The sequence below is a fragment of the Massilia alkalitolerans DSM 17462 genome (assembly GCF_000427785.1).
Taxonomy (GTDB): Bacteria; Pseudomonadota; Gammaproteobacteria; order Burkholderiales; family Burkholderiaceae_D; genus Telluria; species Telluria alkalitolerans.
Window position 1 is genome coordinate 29,201 of sequence record NZ_ATYR01000031.1, and the last position, 15,593, is coordinate 44,793.

The 15,593-nt window shown below is 58.7% G+C and carries 17 protein-coding genes; 4 read left to right on the top strand and 13 right to left on the bottom strand.

Going from position 1 to position 15,593, the window contains the following annotated elements:
* Window positions 1–262: 262 nt before the first annotated feature.
* From YWC_RS0122895 to petA, 9 genes are all read right to left on the bottom strand, one after another.
* Window positions 263–748, bottom strand: coding sequence for a hypothetical protein (locus tag YWC_RS0122895; RefSeq protein WP_027867479.1), 486 nt, complete (start codon window positions 746–748; stop codon window positions 263–265).
* Window positions 745–2,640 carry a tyrosine-type recombinase/integrase gene (locus YWC_RS33050; protein ID WP_156923851.1) on the bottom strand — a complete coding sequence of 632 codons (1,896 nt, stop codon included), beginning with the start codon at window positions 2,638–2,640 and terminating at the stop codon, window positions 745–747. Before YWC_RS33050 ends, YWC_RS0122895 begins: the two co-directional genes overlap by 4 nt.
* Window positions 2,637–4,172: a site-specific integrase gene (locus YWC_RS33055; protein ID WP_156923852.1), complete on the bottom strand. Its 1,536-nt coding sequence runs from the start codon at window positions 4,170–4,172 to the stop codon at window positions 2,637–2,639. Before YWC_RS33055 ends, YWC_RS33050 begins: the two co-directional genes overlap by 4 nt.
* Window positions 4,169–5,356 carry a tyrosine-type recombinase/integrase gene (locus YWC_RS30480; RefSeq protein WP_084416545.1) on the bottom strand — a complete coding sequence of 396 codons (1,188 nt, stop codon included), beginning with the start codon at window positions 5,354–5,356 and terminating at the stop codon, window positions 4,169–4,171. The genes YWC_RS33055 and YWC_RS30480 overlap by 4 nt, the downstream gene beginning before the upstream one ends.
* A gap of 485 nt (window positions 5,357–5,841) precedes the next feature.
* Window positions 5,842–6,324 (bottom strand): ClpXP protease specificity-enhancing factor, encoded by a 483-nt coding sequence (locus YWC_RS0122910; protein WP_027867481.1) that lies wholly within the window; start codon window positions 6,322–6,324, stop codon window positions 5,842–5,844.
* Window positions 6,325–6,465: 141 nt separating this feature from the next.
* Window positions 6,466–7,077 (bottom strand): glutathione S-transferase N-terminal domain-containing protein, encoded by a 612-nt coding sequence (locus tag YWC_RS0122915; RefSeq protein ID WP_026354566.1) that lies wholly within the window; start codon window positions 7,075–7,077, stop codon window positions 6,466–6,468.
* A 99-nt stretch (window positions 7,078–7,176) separates the two neighbouring features.
* The gene (locus YWC_RS0122920; RefSeq protein WP_027867482.1) at window positions 7,177–7,938 is read right to left on the bottom strand and encodes a cytochrome c1; all 762 of its coding nucleotides are present in this window, start codon (window positions 7,936–7,938) and stop codon (window positions 7,177–7,179) included.
* Between the two features lie 22 nt (window positions 7,939–7,960).
* Entirely contained in the window at window positions 7,961–9,376 is a 1,416-nt protein-coding gene (locus YWC_RS0122925) for a cytochrome b (protein ID WP_027867483.1), read from the bottom strand.
* Window position 9,377: 1 nt separating this feature from the next.
* Complete coding sequence (petA, locus tag YWC_RS0122930; protein ID WP_027867484.1) at window positions 9,378–9,992, bottom strand: ubiquinol-cytochrome c reductase iron-sulfur subunit; 615 nt, start codon at window positions 9,990–9,992, stop codon at window positions 9,378–9,380.
* Window positions 9,993–10,221: 229 nt separating this feature from the next.
* Between petA and mscL the strand changes: the two genes are divergently transcribed.
* From mscL to YWC_RS30485, 4 genes are read left to right on the top strand one after another with little or no spacing between them, the layout of a single operon-like run.
* The gene (mscL, locus tag YWC_RS0122935; protein WP_027867485.1) at window positions 10,222–10,635 is read left to right on the top strand and encodes a large conductance mechanosensitive channel protein MscL; all 414 of its coding nucleotides are present in this window, start codon (window positions 10,222–10,224) and stop codon (window positions 10,633–10,635) included.
* Between the two features lie 22 nt (window positions 10,636–10,657).
* Window positions 10,658–11,869, top strand: a complete 1,212-nt coding sequence (locus YWC_RS0122940; protein WP_084416546.1) for a Do family serine endopeptidase — start codon at window positions 10,658–10,660, stop codon at window positions 11,867–11,869.
* An 18-nt stretch (window positions 11,870–11,887) separates the two neighbouring features.
* Entirely contained in the window at window positions 11,888–12,589 is a 702-nt protein-coding gene (locus YWC_RS0122945) for a DUF2461 domain-containing protein (RefSeq protein WP_027867487.1), read from the top strand.
* A gap of 10 nt (window positions 12,590–12,599) precedes the next feature.
* A complete protein-coding gene (locus tag YWC_RS30485; RefSeq protein WP_036215594.1) occupies window positions 12,600–12,974 on the top strand; it encodes a cupin domain-containing protein in 375 nt (124 codons plus the stop codon).
* Between the two features lie 168 nt (window positions 12,975–13,142).
* Here YWC_RS30485 and YWC_RS0122955 read toward each other — a convergent pair whose 3' ends face one another.
* The 4 genes from YWC_RS0122955 to grxC form a co-directional block, all read right to left on the bottom strand.
* A complete protein-coding gene (locus tag YWC_RS0122955; RefSeq protein ID WP_036215614.1) occupies window positions 13,143–14,174 on the bottom strand; it encodes an NAD(P)H-dependent glycerol-3-phosphate dehydrogenase in 1,032 nt (343 codons plus the stop codon).
* Between the two features lie 25 nt (window positions 14,175–14,199).
* The gene (locus tag YWC_RS0122960) at window positions 14,200–14,640 is read right to left on the bottom strand and encodes an SH3 domain-containing protein (RefSeq protein ID WP_027867489.1); all 441 of its coding nucleotides are present in this window, start codon (window positions 14,638–14,640) and stop codon (window positions 14,200–14,202) included.
* Between the two features lie 78 nt (window positions 14,641–14,718).
* A complete protein-coding gene (gene secB, locus YWC_RS0122965) occupies window positions 14,719–15,177 on the bottom strand; it encodes a protein-export chaperone SecB (protein ID WP_027867490.1) in 459 nt (152 codons plus the stop codon).
* A 131-nt stretch (window positions 15,178–15,308) separates the two neighbouring features.
* The gene (gene grxC, locus YWC_RS0122970; protein WP_027867491.1) at window positions 15,309–15,578 is read right to left on the bottom strand and encodes a glutaredoxin 3; all 270 of its coding nucleotides are present in this window, start codon (window positions 15,576–15,578) and stop codon (window positions 15,309–15,311) included.
* Window positions 15,579–15,593: the final 15 nt, after the last annotated feature.

Here is a 15,593-nt window from a genome sequence, read left to right on the forward strand (position 1 = left end):
GGACTATCCCTTAGCCATAGCAACACCTTAGGCCCCCTCCGTCTAGTCTCTACACCTTCCTGCATAAGCAAGCTTGGCTCGGGATTGGCATAGCCAAAATGGCTTTAGCGTTCCCCGAATTTGAAGGGTTCTACTCCTGCCGTTTCCAGCAGGGCACTCGTATGTTCAAGGCGGTTGCTCTACCACTGAGCTAACCCGGCACTGTCTTCTAGTATACTCTATTGTCCACGACAACAGGAAGCACTTGGGCTTGGCGTGTGCATCATTCACTCTTCTTGCTAGGCGAGCGCTGCCTGGACGTCTTCAAGTCAATCACTGCTGCTCGTTCGGACGGCATAGCAACGGGACGTACGGCCTCACCAATCGCTTTGTAGTCATGCCAGAAGCGCTCCAACGCGTTCAATCCGCCTGCTGTCATTACGGCCCGAATACACGCTGCGTGTGACGCTATCAAAGCTTTGACCTGGATGCCGAGCATGTCGTTGGCGTCCTTCGCTTGAGCCAGCTTGTCGCTCAAAGACTGTGACTGTACGAAGTGAGGGTTAAGCGCACTGCGAAGCTGCGTTTGGCGGTCCTGATAGTTCGTTATCATCTCCATACGGTCGGGGTCTCTGGTAAAGGCCGACGCGTTGCGCAGGCTAGCATGGTGGCGAGAAACCTCTCGTGCAGTGATGTCAATATCTGCAGCTAACAAGGCATCTAACACCCTCGACAGTTCAAGGTTCGACGAGTCAAGCTTCGGCTTCATTTGAATAGGTCCTTCGCAGGCTTTGAGTGGTCAGGGCCATCGTTGAACAAGGGTACATTTGGCTGCGCAGCCAAGGCGATGTCAATACCGGAAATCAAACGCTCAGCATGTGCAACTTGGTTCTTGCGCCCTGTCGAAGTGAGAGGCTTGGCTGCCGCAGTGTCCCTCATCACTCGAAGATTGGCTCGAAGTGATTCCAACGAGATTCGATGCTCCTTCATACCGCTCGGAAGGTAGTGGCGACAGTTATCAAAACACTTGAGGTGCCGAACACATGGGTTTACAGCAAAGCTCGTTATACAAAAGCCATAGGGTGTTGCGTGAAACCCGTCACTATTTTGCGCCAAATACATGAAAGCGGCCTCATCACCACTCTCGCTTTGTATCTTCTTGAACGCCACAGCTATGGGACTTCCGCCGAACAAATCGGACAAAACCATCTTCGCAACGGTCTCCTGCGGCGTTCCCGGCACGATGAGCTTGGCCGCTTTTTCTGGAATTTCAACATCTTTTAAACGCTCAGCCAGACTCCGGTGGTCGTACACGTAGCTCTGTGCTACCGACTGGCGGCCGAAATGCTGAGTGATAACAGTGTCCGGTACACCCTGTCGGAAGAGCTCAGTATTCATCAAATGACGTAAAGAATGCGACAGGACGAAGAGGTTGGATTTGTTTGGGAGAGTACTGTATTTAGTGAAAATTGTGTCTTTCCCTTTATCGGTGCTCAAGAAAGCTGCAAAAGAAGATTGTGCGGCAATTTCAATTTTTTCAGTCTCAGGAATGACGCCTGGTAGTTCACCGCGACCACCATGAATTACCAGGAACAGGAAATCAGCTAAAGAAAGCTCCTCTCCCGAAGCAGTTTTATATATACGCTTTGAACCTGAGCGGGTCTTCAGCGCATCCCTAAGTGGCTGCGTTGCTTCCAGAATGCCCGATACCGTTGACGCTACGAGCTCTTCGAAGCGCGCGGGGACCCACTGAAAATCCTCAACTAGGACTTTAGAGCCCTTCTTTCGCCTTTTTTCTCCAAAATATTTGAGCCTCAGAGAACGGCTGATGCCTCCAACCTCACCAGCCGCCTTCCCGGTAACGATATCAACATGGTCCTCCCACTGTAAGCAGTCGGCAGGAAGCAAAATTATCTCGTTTAACCTCAAGCCAGTTAGGGTCACGAGGCGAGCAATCCCAAATCGAATTTTATGTTGATGTCCAATCGGCGCTTCTTGGAACACGATTCGCACCATTTCGTGTAACGCATCGACATCCGGAAGCTTTTCCTCACCTTTTCTTGCGCCTAGCATAGTGCTCAAAAAAGCATTGACTTCTTTTTTGTCTCGATAAACGAGAGGCACATGTGCGGAAAGCAAATTCGAGTTAATGACGTTAGCAAGAACTGCTATGCTGGCAGTAACCTTATCGTTTTTTGGAACCAGCTCTAAATATCTGTTTAAGTCTTCAGAATTGAGTTGCCATGGAAATTTGTTCGTACTTGAAAAAAAATTCCTCAGCAAAGAGAACTCATTCCGAACATTTCTTGGAATTATTCCTTCTGAGGCCCGTTGCGCCACTAGTGCTTTCAAAAAGTCTTGAATTGCTTCGCTTAATACCAAGTCAGGCGGTAACAAAACCTCCGGCCATCCGGCGGAAAGCGCTTTTTCACGCACTTCATTGTTGATAGCGAAACTGTTCAGGCGAGCAGCATGGCGCTCGTTATTCGACGTTAATTCTCGCAGGTCCCAACTATCACAAGCCCTAACGTTTCCGTTCTCATCATGAATAATTTCCCATGACAAACCTTTTTCGGCGACAAGTTTCCGCCCTTGCTCTATAAAGCGTTGATAACCTGCCGGAGCTCGCGAGTTAATAGTTTGACTTGAAGCTTTTCTCATGCTGGAGTCGCATTTTGTTGTGAAATGACGAGTGCTTTTTGGGCCCCGGCTATAGCAGTATTCAACTGCAAGTAAGCTGGATTTTCCTTGTTACCACCAGCTCTGATGAAGACGATTACCTGCTCTCGCATTCCTGCAATTGCCTCTTTATGCACGTTAGGGTCGAGCACAGGCATATATTTTTTGCAGTTGTAACAGGACATAACCGGGTCGTAGACACAGGACCCTTGTCCGCTAGCGCATAATCCAATCCCCGCAATTAACCTGTCGCCAACAATTCCAGCAATCTGCTTGTCTTCATGTGCTGCTTCCAACTGTTCTCTTGTGACGTATTCTCCAGTAGCAATCGACTCAATTGTAGAGTAAAGTTTGGATGTCCCTAAAGCCTTGTTGATAAAATGGGCCTGTTTTCTGGTTGACCGGATATAGGGAGTCGCAGAGTTCGGATGTGATTGCCCCAAGTAATTACTGATATCGTGGCGACCGTGACCGGCATCGGCTAAAGTCTGTCCGCCAGTATGTCGCAATTTGTAGTAGTTGTACTGGATTGAAATTCCAAATTGCTTGCCTACTTTCTTTGTGTATCTCCAAAGTTTTTCACTGTCTGTCGTTGCAAACAATCTAGTGCGACCGGCAGCGGCCGCCGCGTCTAATAATTTGAAGACTAATGGAGCCCATTCTGGCTTAAGCTGCCTGGAAATTTCTTTGATTTCTCCCGTGTTCTTCTTTTTGGCCTCATGAAATGAGATAATGCAGGCAACTTGACCCTCGCTCTCATCAAGAAGCTGGACGTGATTCGTCATAAGAGTCAGTATTTGGACCGGACGAATCCCGTGCTGGAATCCTAGAGCTAGAGCTGCTAACCCTTCGATTTGCCATTCAAGCAGGTCGTCGGCGCCGCCTTTTTCGTCCAATAAGCGTACGATGTCAGCCTGGCTAGAAGGCTCTAGCAGCTTTGAGCGTTTTGCAAGCTTGTCCTTCTGAGCCGCTACAGTACCGTTCGCCCTGGTGCTAAGTCCTTTTACTAAATTTTTATGCGTGACGTCCCAAGGACCGAGCGAGTGTTTAGCTGCCAGCTTCAAGATGGATTTTCCAGCTTTAGCAAGGTCAATGGTAAGTATTTTTGCGTCCCAGAATAATTTGATGACTGCCGGGTCCGTCTGCAGCATTTCAACATACACGTTCCAGTGCCGCAGCAGGGTGGAGGCGAACTTGTAGAACGATGACGGTGCAGCCTGTACTTGCGTTAAGAGAACAAGTTTCTGCTGAAATATACCAAGTTCGCCGGATAAGAAATTAAATTTTCTTTTCACCCCTTGAACGGATACTGTCCACGTAGGCTCACCCAATACGACGGTCCATGATGCAAGCGTATCTTCGTCAGCGGGAATCGGTTCACCAGATGAGACGTTAGCTAACCCATCCGTGTATTTGTCACGGAGTGTGAACGTTCGCGGCACGTTGGGCCAATCCCAATGTAATGGATTGGTGTTTAGTGTACTGCCGCCGCTAAGTAGATTATCAAGACTCATTTCATTCCCCGGAAAGTCTCAAGCATTGCGTCGAAAGTCTTCGCTACTGAGTTCTTGACGTCATCCTGAATGGCGGCGCGCGCATAGGTATCGGGCATATTCGAATTTACGTCCCAGCCAAAGAAAACCCTCATTCTGGCCAACGTTCTATCCTTATCTACGTCCGACAGAAACATTACATACCTGACGCATGCACAGGTATGCCTGAGGTCGTGCGAAGAAATGACCTTTTTGTTTGTTCGTTGGCGAAACTGTTTCAGTGCTTCAGGATTAATCGCAAGCGAAAATTTGCGCAATACTTTGCCCACCGACTCGGCAGAAAGTGGATTGCCAGTGTTCGATGTAATCAAAAAACGGTGTTCCCTGCTGTCCACGCGATATTCTGAAATATAGCGTTCTATTAACAGCGCTAACTCTTCTGAAATAGGCACGTGTCGGTGTGATGCATGTGTTTTAATGCTAGGTCGCGTGGCGCGGGTATCGACATAAGTATCGTCCTCTTCAGGGGTATCGGTAACATTGAGCCAATACTGAATTTCACCCGTCTCCATGTTCAGTTCTTGCTTGAGTGAGTCGAGAGTGAGTAACAATGTTTCGCCCCTTCTTAGACCACAGAGCAGCATAAGGAGAACGAGCAGCCAATTTCTGACCTGAACGGCAGGCGTTGCGTAGGGATTTCTCTCGGCGCCAGGCTCGGCTATCGCAAGCAAATCCCTGAGGGAGGCGTCAGGTAGCGCCCGGGTAAATTTCACCCTACCTTTGGTTGAGACGCGAATAGCGCCTGGCTGCGGAATTACCTTTTGGAGGGAACGCCATTGCTGGTCACCTACGGCCCAGTGATTAGCGAAGAAATGGAAGAAGCTGCTTACAGAGTCCCAGCACGCAACGTCTGTAGTGGTTTTGGGGACCTTTGTCGTGAGCGCGACGAAGAAGTCATCGAAAATGCTGCGTAATCGGTTCGCCTCTTTGTCGCCAAATGCATTGTCGAGAGCGTGATGACCGAACTTCTTATCACAGTAGAGATAGAAGCGGTCGAGGTGGCGAAGGCGCTGGGTCAGAGTATTTTCAGCCCAATTCTGGCCTTCGTATAGCGACCAAACGGTCGACCAGTACCGCGGTCGAGGAAGGGGCGACGACTCTGTGACGACGTGACTAGGCAGCGCGTCTGTGCGGACGATTGGCATAGGGCTAGGCAACCAAGACGGAGTTGGCCAAGCGATGGCATGCATTGTCCGGGTAAGAGAGGGGTTCGAAGCTCGCTAAGGGAAAACGCACTCGTTTCGACGCTTGGAGCTGCCTGCTACCCAAGCAAGACATGCAAGATGCGGCTCGCTCAAAGGCTTTAACAGTTGCGCGAGGCACTGGCGTGAAGCAGCAAGCTACCAGGAGCCTAGGGCCACAGACGCTTAAGCGGTTGAAGAAGGGGAGATGGGAAGCGATGGCAGGCCATCGCAACGAAGAAGAGTCGAGCTCCTGATTTGAACAGCACTTCGACGTACCCATACCCGCATCCTCGCTAGATGAGTCCCATGAGATATTCTCATAGGACAACTAGGACGATGCTAGCCCAGGCCGGAAGCAAACGCAACAGGCTTGGGAGGTACGTATTCAAATCAACTGCTCTACCTGATGAGCTAAGTCGGCTTAATCTTGGAACAACGATTATACGCTATTTGATGCGTGTCAACGTTGGACGCCCACCCTTCTTGGGCGGCTCGTCGTCATCGCTCGGCGTGGAAGCGGTTTCAGCCGCCGGCGTCTCCGCCCCCTTGGCCGGCACCGCCGACAGCGACGGCGCAGAAGCTTCCTCGGCAGACGCGGGCGCCATCTCGGACGCCGTCACGTTCACCTCGAAGGCCATGCCCTGGCCATTCTCGTTCGCGTAAATCGCCAGCACGTTCTGCACCGGAATGTACAGCTCGCGCGAGACGCCATTGAAGCGCGCCCGGAAGTGGATCGCGTCATTGTCCATCTTCAGGCCCGAGGTGGCGCCGTAGCTGATGTTCAGGATGATCTCGCCTTTGCGGACGTATTCCATCGGCACCGTGGTGGCGGCGTCGACCTTGACCGCGAGGTAGGGCGTGTAGCCGCTGTCCGTGCACCACTCGTAGATGGCGCGCAGCAGGTAGGGCTTGGTGGAGATCTCTGACATGGATGTGATAAAAAAAGCTATACCTGACCGCGCCAGTTTACCGGATTCGCCTGGGCGGCGTCCGAAACCGGCGCGTATCGAATCGAGATGCGGAATCGAGTGACGATTGATGCGGGCGCGCAAACACGCCCGCAGCCAACATCAGCGGCGCATCACCTTCTCGGACGGCGTCAGCGCCTCGATGTAGGCCGGACGCGAGAAGATGCGCTCGGCGTACTTCATCAGCGGGGCCGCGGTCTTCGACAGCTCGATGCCGTAGTGGTCCAGGCGCCAGAGCAGCGGGGCGATCGCGACGTCCAGCATCGAGAACTCGTCGCCCAGCATGTACTTGTTCTTCAGGAACAGCGGGGCCAGCGTGGTCAGGCGGTCGCGGATTTCCGAACGGGCCTTGTCGTGGCTCTTGTCGTTCGTCTTGTTGCGCTCGCTTTCCAGCGTGTGCACGTGGACGAACAGTTCCTTCTCGAAGTTGAACAGCATCAGGCGGGCACGGGCGCGCATCAGCGGGTCGGCCGGCATCAGCTGCGGGTGCGGGAAGCGCTCGTCGATGTACTCGTTGATGATGTTCGACTCATACAGGATCAGTTCGCGCTCGACCAGGATCGGCACCTGGCCGTAGGGGTTCATGGTCGAGATGTCTTCCGGCTTGTTGAACAGGTCGACGTCGCGCACCTCGAAGTCCATGCCCTTTTCGAACAGGACCAGGCGGCAGCGTTGGGAGAACGGGCACGTAGTGCCGGAGTAGAGAACCATCATGGTTTATAGTTCCTTAAGAAACAATGGGGTGAAGCGCCTAGCGATTCACCCCGAAAAATGATTGCCCGTATTATAGCCAACCGGGCAATGAAAGCGAATTTACTTCACTTCTTTCCAGTAGGATTTGTTTAAAAGCCAAGCTAGGAAGGCAAATCCTGTCATGAACAGCAACACGATAACCCCCAACTTCTTGCGCGTGTCTTGCGCTGGCTCAGCCATCCACACCAGGTAGGCAACCAGATCGGCGGTGGCGGTGTCGAACTCCTGCTGGGTCATCGTGCCCGGTTGTACCGCTTCGAAACCGACGAACTTGTGCAGGGTCTTGCCGGCTTCGTGCGGGTCAGGCACGTCCTGGAACTTCGCCTGGCGCACGCCCTGCTCCTGCCACATCACGTGCGGCATGGCCACGTTCGGCACCACCATGTTGTTCCAGCCGGTCGGGCGGGCGTCGTCCTTGTAGAAGGTGCGCAGGTAGGTGTACAGGTAGTCCGCGCCGGTGCCCGAAGGCGAGGCTTTCGCGCGCGCCATCACCGACAAATCCGGCGGCACGGCGCCGAACCAGGTCTTGGCGTCGTCCGGGCGCATGGCCGTGGTCATCATGCCGCCAACCTTGTCTTGTGAAAACAACAGATTGTTCTTGATCTGCTCTTCGGTCAGGCCAATATCGCGCAGGCGGTTGTAGCGCATGGCGGATGCCGAGTGGCAGTTCAGGCAGTGGTTCACGAACAGCTTGGCGCCGTTCTGCAGCGAGGCCAGGTCGCTGCGCTCCGGTGCCGGCTCGAGCGGGAAGCCGCCTTCCGCGGCGAATGCCAGTCCCGGCACCAGGGCCAGGACCGCGATCAGTTTCTTCGCAAATTTCATGTGTCTGTCCTTTGGTCCGTGATTAGTGTGCCGAATAGGTCAGGCGATTCGGGACCGGCTTGAACCGGCCCATCGTGCTCCACCACGGCATCAACAGGAAGAACGCAAAGTACAGCAGGGTCGCCACTTGCGAGATGATGGTGTAGGCCGGCGTCGGCAGCTGGGTGCCCAGGTAGCCCAGGGCCACGAAGCACAGCCCGAACAGGATGTACACGTACTTGTGCCAGTCCGGACGGTAGCGGATCGAGCGCGCCGGCGAGTGGTCGAGCCACGGCAGGAAGGCGATGATCACCACCGACGAACCGAACAGCACCACGCCCCAGAACTTCGCATCCAGCACCTGCGGCAGCATGCCGACGATCAGGACCAGGCCGATCACGGCCACGGCGATCTTGGTCTTGTAGGCCAGGCGCGACTTGAGCCAGATGAACACGACATAGGCGGCGATCGCGGCCATCAGCACGTACATGAAGTCGGCGGTGGTGGCGCGCAGCACCGAGTAGAACGGGGTGAAGTACCAGGTCGGCGCGATGTGCGGCGGGGTCTTCATCGGGTCGGCCGGCAGGAAGTTGTTGTACTCCAGGAAGTAGCCGCCCATTTCAGGCGCGAAGAACACGACCGCCGAGAAGATGGTCAGGAACACCGCCACGCCGAAGAAGTCCTTGGTCGAGTAGTAGGGGTGCGACGGGATGCCGTCCACCGGGTGGCCGTCCGGACCGAGGTTGTCCTTGATCTCGATGCCGTCCGGGTTGTTCGAGCCGACTTCGTGCAGCGCGATCAGGTGCGCTGCCACCAGGCCCAGGATCACCAGCGGCAGGGCGATGACGTGGAAGGCGAAGAAGCGGTTCAGGGTGGCGTCCGACACGACGTAGTCGCCGCGGATCCACAGCGACAGGTCCGGGCCGATCACGGGGATCGCGCCAAACAGGTTGACGATCACCTGGGCGCCCCAGTACGACATCTGGCCCCACGGCAGCAGGTAGCCGAAGAAGGCTTCGGCCATCAGGCACAGGAAGATGCCGAAGCCGAACAGCCAGATCAGCTCGCGCGGCTTGCGGTAGGAGCCGTACATCAGGCCGCGCGCCATGTGCAGGTAGACCACGATGAAGAACATCGAGGCGCCGGTGGAGTGCATGTAGCGCACCAGCCAGCCCCAGGGCACTTCGCGCATGATGTATTCGACCGAGCCGAAGGCCAGGTTGGCGTCCGGCTTGTAGTGCATGGTCAGGAAGATGCCGGTGACGATCTGCAGCACCAGCACCAGCATGGCGAGCGAACCGAACAGGTACCAGACGTTGAAGTTCTTGGGGGCGTAGTACTTGCCCCACTGGTCGTTCCACAGCTTCGACAGCGGGAAGCGGTCGTCGACCCAGGCCAGGGCTTTGGCGCCTGCGCCCGCGTTGGCCGGGACTTGGGTTTCTTTGAATGGGCCGCCCATGTTATGCCTCGCCTTTCTCGTCTTTGCCGATGATCAGCTTGTTATCGGAGAGGTACATGTACGGCGGGACGTCCATGTTGGTCGGCGCCGGCTTGTTGCGGAAGACGCGCGCCGACAGGTCGAAGGTCGAGCCGTGGCAGGGGCACAGGAAGCCGCCCGGCCAGTTGTCGGGCAAGTTCGGCTGGGGGCCGGACGCGAGGCGCGAGGACGGCGAGCAGCCGAGGTGGGAACAGATGCCGACCGTGACCAGCACTTCCTTGTGGTCTTCGCGCGCGCGCCAGGGGTTCCTGGCGTATTCCGGCGTCGGCAGCTGGTATTCTTTTTCGGAGTTCGGGTCGGCCAGTTCGGCCGTGTCCTTCTCGAGGGTGGCCATCATCTCGGGGGTGCGGCGCAGGATCCAGACTGGCTTGCCGCGCCACTCCACCACCTTCATATCGCCTGGCTTGACGTCGGAGATGTCGACCTCGACCGGGGCGCCGGCGGCTTTCGCCCGCTCCGACGGCTGGAAGGTACTCACAAGAACTCCCGCCGTGGACACCCCGACGACGCCGCCTGCAGCGCATGTCGCGACGAGCAGTCCGCGTCGGCCTGAATCGACCTGCTTTTCATTACTCATACCAACCCCACTCCGTGAAAATACGAATCTTAAGAATCAATAAAGAGCTTCCAGCAACACAAAATTATATGTGAACGGCAATACCGATTGGAAAAAAATTATCAAGCGGACACATACGTGCGGAATTGACCCTCCTGTTTAGACCACAAACCTGTGTGTGCATCCGCAGCATTTGCGCTTGGGGTATCATGAAATCGCATGACTCAATAACAACCTAAGGGGAACAAACATGTCAATGATGGGAGAGTTCAAAACCTTCGCCATGCGTGGCAACGTCGTCGATCTTGCGGTCGGCGTGATCATCGGCGGCGCCTTCGGCCGCATCGTCGATTCGCTGGTCAAGGATGTCATCATGCCGCCGATCAGTATGTTGTTTGGCGGCCTCGATTTCTCGAATTACTACCTGCCCCTGAATGGCCAGAGTACCGCGCTGCCGCTGGCCGAGGCGCAAAAGGCCGGTGCCGTGCTCGCCTACGGCAACTTCCTCACCATTCTGCTGAACTTCATCCTGCTCGCCTTTGTCATCTTCCAGATGGTGCGCGTCGTGAACCGCCTGCGCGGCCCGGTCGAGGCGCCGACGGCGGCGGAGAAGGAAGAGATCCTGCTGCTGCGCGACATCCGCGACTCCCTGAAGAAGCCCTGAGAAAGCATTGAGAAAGCAAGCCATGAACGACAGCGTCCATGAACTCAAGCCGCCCGGCACGCGCCCGCGGCGCCAGCCGGGAGCGTTCAGGCGCTTCTGGCTGCTGTTCGCGCAGGCCGTCACGGTCGCGCTGGCGCTGTATTTCGTGGTCGCCGCGATGCGGCCGGACTGGCTCGAGCGCGCGCCCTCGCGGGTGGCGCTCGGCCCGGCCGGCCAGCAGGTGCCGGTGCTGCAGGGGGCCAGCGTGCCGGCCAGCGGCAGCTACCGCGAGGCGGCCGGGCGCGCCATGCCGGCCGTCGTCAACATCCTCACCAGCAAGGCCACGCGCGAGACGCATCCGCTGCTGAAGGACCCCTTCTTCCGCCGCTTCTTCGGCGACCGGATGCCGCCCGACGAGCAGCTGGCCAGCCTCGGCTCGGGCGTGATCGTCAGCGGCGACGGCTACATCCTGACCAACAACCACGTGATCGAAGGCGCCGATGTCATCGAGGTCGGCCTGGCGGACGGGCGCAAGGCGGCGGCGCGTGTGGTCGGCACCGATCCGGAGACCGACCTGGCCGTGATCCGCATCAATGAGCGCAAGCTGCCCGTGATGGTGCTGGGCGATCCGGAAAGCGCGCGGGTGGGCGACGTGGTGCTGGCGATCGGCAATCCGTTCGGGGTCGGCCAGACCGTCACCCTCGGCATCATCTCTGCGCTGGGGCGCAACAACCTGCACATCAACCACTTCGAGAATTTCATCCAGACCGACGCCGCGATCAACTTCGGCAACTCGGGCGGGGCGCTGGTCGACACCAACGGCCAGCTGCTCGGCATCAATTCGGCCATCTACTCGCAGACCGGCGGCTCGGTGGGCATCGGCTTCGCCATCCCGGTCAGCACCGCCAAGATGGTGCTGGATTCGATCGTCAAGAACGGCCAGGTGGTGCGCGGCTGGATCGGCATCGAATCGCAGGACATCACGCCGGAACTGGCCGAAAGCTTCGGCCTGGGGCGCTCGAGCGGCGCCATCATCGCAGGCGTGGTGCGCGGCGGCCCGGCCGACCGCGCCGGCATGCGTCCCGGGGACATCCTGGTCGCGGTCGGCGGCAAGAACGTGGCCAACACCAGCGAGATGCTCAACCTGATCGCCCAGCTCGAGCCGGGCGAGAAGGCGCCGCTGCGCATCCTGCGCAAGAACCGCGAGTCCACGCTCGACGTCACCGTCGGCAAGCGCCCGCGCCAGCCCCAGTAACTCTTTTCGGACCTTTTCATGCACCTGCGTGACCTGACGCAATTCTTAAGCGAGCTCAGCGAGAACAACAACCGTCCCTGGTTCCTCTGGAACAAACCACGCTACGACATCCTGCGGGCCGAATTCCTGCAAGTAGTCACCGAATTGATCGGAGAGCTGGGCGCTTTCGACAGGCAGGTAGCCGGCTGCGATCCCAAGAAGGCGCTGTTCCGCATCCACCGCGACGTGCGCTTCGCCAAGGACAAGCGGCCCTACAAAACCCATTTCTCGGCCGGCATCGCGCCGCTCAACAAGCGCCGCCCGAGTGCGGCGGGCGGGCCGACCTATTACTTCCACATCGAGGCCAACGGCAACCTGCTGTTCGGCGCGGGCGAATACCTGCCGCCGGCGCACCGCCTGAAGGCGATCCGCCAGCACGTGGTCAACGATGCGACAGGCTTCAGCAAAATGTTGAAGAATAAGCATCTCCGCGCGACCTACGGCGACCTGCAGTTCGAAGACGTCCTGCAGCGGCCTCCGAAAGGCGTCGACCCGAACCACCCGCTGGTCGAGTACCTGAAGCTGAAGAGCTATTTCGTCTGGGTCGAGGTGCCGCTGCTGCTCAACTCACCCGAGTTGCTGGTGCCGCAGCTGGCGAGCGGAATGAAGGACGCGTTCCCGCTGGTGACCTGGTTACGTAGCGTACCGGAGACGCGGGAAGAAGAGGAACCAAGCGAATAAGGAGGGCGACATGGCCTTGCAACACGCAGTTTCGGGCGAGCGCATCGTATTACAGCGCGGCGACGACGACATCGCCCATTTCACGTCGATTGCGCTCATCAAGACCGAGCACATGGAACTGATCCGGCTGGTGCTGCCGAAGGAAAAGCCGATGCCCGCGCACCGGGTCGAGGGCGAGATGACCCTGGTGTGCCTGGAAGGCGAAATCGCCTTCGACGCGCACGGGCGCACCACGATCCTGCGGCCGAACGAGATGGTCTACCTGGCGGGCGGCGAGCCGCATGCGATCCGCGCCAACAAGGATGCGGTGGCCTTGTTGACCATCCTGCTGGGGCCGGTGCGGACGGGTGGGCCGACCAACGATCCGCGCGGCTCGGGAAACTGAGGTTCGCTGCGCTCTGATGAGCTGGCGTAACGCGACGGACTTGGGTCCCCGCCTTCGCGGGGACGACCTTGGGTTTGTTTGCGGGACACCGGCTTCGTTAAAGCCTTCGTCCTAAAACCGTCGTTCCCGCGTAGGCGGGAACCCAATTTTGCCTGACCAGCCACCAACTCACGCCAACTCATCCCTCGGATCGCGCGCCAGCAAGCGCTGCGCCATCTCCGTCGCATTCACGCCGTCGAACAGCACCGCGGCCACCGCCTCGGTAATCGGCATCTCCACGCCCAGCCTGCGCGACAGTTCGCGCACCGCCTTCGCGCACGGCACGCCTTCCGCCACGTGGCCCAGTTCGGCCACGATGGTGTCCAGCTGCTTGCCCTGCGCCAGCGCCAGCCCCACGCGCCGGTTGCGCGACAGGTCGCCGGTGCAGGTGAGGATCAGGTCGCCCATGCCGGTCAGCCCCATGAAGGTGCCGGCCTGCGCGCCCAGGTGCACGCCCAGGCGGGTGATCTCGGCCAGCCCGCGGGTGATCAATGCCGCGCGCGCGTTCAGGCCCAGTCCCAGGCCGTCCGAGGCGCCGGTGGCGATCGCCATCACGTTCTTGACCGCGCCGCCCACTTCCACGCCGACCATGTCGTCGCAGGCGTAGACACGCATGTTGTCGGCGTGCGCCGCCGCGACCACGCGCTCGCGCAGCGGCGCCGAGGTCGAGGCCACGGTCAGGGCGCAGGGCAGGGCGCGCGCCACTTCCTGGGCAAAGGAGGGACCGGACAGCGCCGCTGCCGGCACGCTGTCGCCCAGCACCTCGGCCGCCACCTGGTGCGGCAGCAGGCCGGTGCCGGCTTCGAAGCCCTTGCACAGCCAGACTACGTTCGGAATGGCACGGCCCTTCAGCTGCCCCAGCAGGGGACGCAGGCCGGCCACCGGGCAGGCCAGGATCAGCAGCGGTGCTTCGTCAGCCGAGGCGCCGGCCACGTGGGCCAGCGCGGCCTCGAAGTCGGCGCTCACGCGCAAGGAGGAAGGCAGCGGGTAGCCGGGCAGGTAGTGCAGGTTCTCGCGCGCTGCCTGGGTTTCGGCCATCTGTTCGGGATTGCGGCCCCACAGCAGCACGTCGTGGCGGGCGGCCAGGGCGATGGCCACGGCCGTGCCCCAGGCGCCGGCGCCCAGGACGGTGATCTTGGAAGGAGTTTTCTGTTGTTGCATGCGCATTAGCTAAAACTGCGGGGCATCACAGGCCCCAGACGTCGTTCGCACGGACATAGCCGTCGATGCCGTCACGGTGGCGGATCCGGATCCAGGTGAGGGCGGTCGGGTCGACCAGTTCGAGCAGGACACCCCTGTCGGCCGTCATCAGGACCTTGCTGGTCTCGTCGGGGCCGGCGAAGACCTTGGCTCCGGGCGTGCGAACCACGAGGTTGCGGCGCGGGCTCAGGCCCTTGGCTTCGGTCCAGGCCAGGTCGCCGTTGGCGTCGCGGACCTTGACCCACTCGGCGTAGCTCGACACTACCTGCAGCGGCATGCCGCGCGGGGCGATGTACATCCTGGCGCCCTTGGTGCTCGGGGTGTCGTACAGGATCACCGCGGCCGCGCCCACGCTCTTGAAGTCGAAGGCGAATGCGGACGGTGCCGCCAGCAGGAGCACGCTTGCAAGGAGACGGGATGGAATCATGGCGGGCCGAAGGACGAAGTGACCGGGGCGCCGGAGGCACGGACACCGCGTCGAGCGGCGCCCGTGGATGGGAACAACTTATTGTGCCGGGGTGGTAGCGGCCTGGGCCATTGCCTGCTGGCGCTGCTGGTAGAAGGCTTCGAAGTTGATCTCGGCCAGGTGCACCGGCGGGAAGCCTGCACGGCTGATCACGTCAGCGATGTTGGCGCGCAGGTACGGGTAGACGATGTTCGGGCAGCCGATGCCCAGCAGCGGATCCATCTGGTCAGCCGGGATGTTGCGGGCTTCGAAGATGCCTGCCTGCTTGCCTTCGACCAGGAAAGCGACCTTGTCCTTCAGCTTGGCGGTGACGGTGATGGTCACGGTCGATTCGTAGATGCCTTCGGCGATCGACTCGGCGCCGACGTCCAGCGACACTTCGATGGTCGGGGCTTCCTGCTCGAGGAAGATCGACGGGGAATTCGGTTGTTCCAGCGACATGTCTTTCAGGTAGACGCGTTGGATTTGGAATACTGGTTGCAGGTTTTCGTCGGACATGGAACGCTTTCGTTTTAAATGATGGTGGACGGACGCGCCGTCCCGGTACTTTGGTCAAACGCGAGGGCAATTGTATCAAAATCAATTCTGATGCAATACCCCCAGCGCCACGGACCCCAAAGCCCGTCAAATCAAGCTTGCTGGCCCTTCAGCAGCGGATCAAGGCGGCCGGCCTGCTCGAGTGCGTACAGGTCGTCGAAGCCGCCGACGTGGGTGTCGCCCACGTAGATTTGCGGCACGGTGCGGCGGCCGGTGCGCTGCATCATGATCTGGCGCTGCTCCGGATCGAGGTCGATGCGGATGCGTTCGATGTCGGTCACGCCCTTGGCTTCGAGCAGGCGCTCGGCGCGGACGCAGTAGGGGCAGCTGGCAGTGTGGTAGAGAACGACGTGTGCGGTCATGATGCTTCCTTTCCC

Excerpts from the sequence above, each read along its gene's own strand:
- YWC_RS0122940 (WP_084416546.1), top strand. The coding sequence starts at position 10,658 with ATGAACGACAGCGTCCATGAACTCAAGCCGCCCGGCACGCGCCCGCGG.
- YWC_RS0122920 (WP_027867482.1), bottom strand. The coding sequence starts at position 7,938 with ATGAAATTTGCGAAGAAACTGATCGCGGTCCTGGCCCTGGTGCCGGGA.
- YWC_RS0122915 (WP_026354566.1), bottom strand. The coding sequence starts at position 7,077 with ATGATGGTTCTCTACTCCGGCACTACGTGCCCGTTCTCCCAACGCTGC.
- YWC_RS0122960 (WP_027867489.1), bottom strand. The coding sequence starts at position 14,640 with ATGATTCCATCCCGTCTCCTTGCAAGCGTGCTCCTGCTGGCGGCACCG.
- YWC_RS0122910 (WP_027867481.1), bottom strand. The coding sequence starts at position 6,324 with ATGTCAGAGATCTCCACCAAGCCCTACCTGCTGCGCGCCATCTACGAG.
- YWC_RS0122955 (WP_036215614.1), bottom strand. The coding sequence starts at position 14,174 with ATGCAACAACAGAAAACTCCTTCCAAGATCACCGTCCTGGGCGCCGGC.
- YWC_RS30480 (WP_084416545.1), bottom strand. The coding sequence starts at position 5,356 with ATGCCAATCGTCCGCACAGACGCGCTGCCTAGTCACGTCGTCACAGAG.
- petA (WP_027867484.1), bottom strand. The coding sequence starts at position 9,992 with ATGAGTAATGAAAAGCAGGTCGATTCAGGCCGACGCGGACTGCTCGTC.
- YWC_RS33055 (WP_156923852.1), bottom strand. The coding sequence starts at position 4,172 with ATGAGTCTTGATAATCTACTTAGCGGCGGCAGTACACTAAACACCAAT.
- grxC (WP_027867491.1), bottom strand. The coding sequence starts at position 15,578 with ATGACCGCACACGTCGTTCTCTACCACACTGCCAGCTGCCCCTACTGC.
- YWC_RS0122895 (WP_027867479.1), bottom strand. The coding sequence starts at position 748 with ATGAAGCCGAAGCTTGACTCGTCGAACCTTGAACTGTCGAGGGTGTTA.
- YWC_RS30485 (WP_036215594.1), top strand. The coding sequence starts at position 12,600 with ATGGCCTTGCAACACGCAGTTTCGGGCGAGCGCATCGTATTACAGCGC.
- mscL (WP_027867485.1), top strand. The coding sequence starts at position 10,222 with ATGTCAATGATGGGAGAGTTCAAAACCTTCGCCATGCGTGGCAACGTC.
- YWC_RS33050 (WP_156923851.1), bottom strand. The coding sequence starts at position 2,640 with ATGAGAAAAGCTTCAAGTCAAACTATTAACTCGCGAGCTCCGGCAGGT.
- YWC_RS0122945 (WP_027867487.1), top strand. The coding sequence starts at position 11,888 with ATGCACCTGCGTGACCTGACGCAATTCTTAAGCGAGCTCAGCGAGAAC.
- secB (WP_027867490.1), bottom strand. The coding sequence starts at position 15,177 with ATGTCCGACGAAAACCTGCAACCAGTATTCCAAATCCAACGCGTCTAC.
- YWC_RS0122925 (WP_027867483.1), bottom strand. The coding sequence starts at position 9,376 with ATGGGCGGCCCATTCAAAGAAACCCAAGTCCCGGCCAACGCGGGCGCA.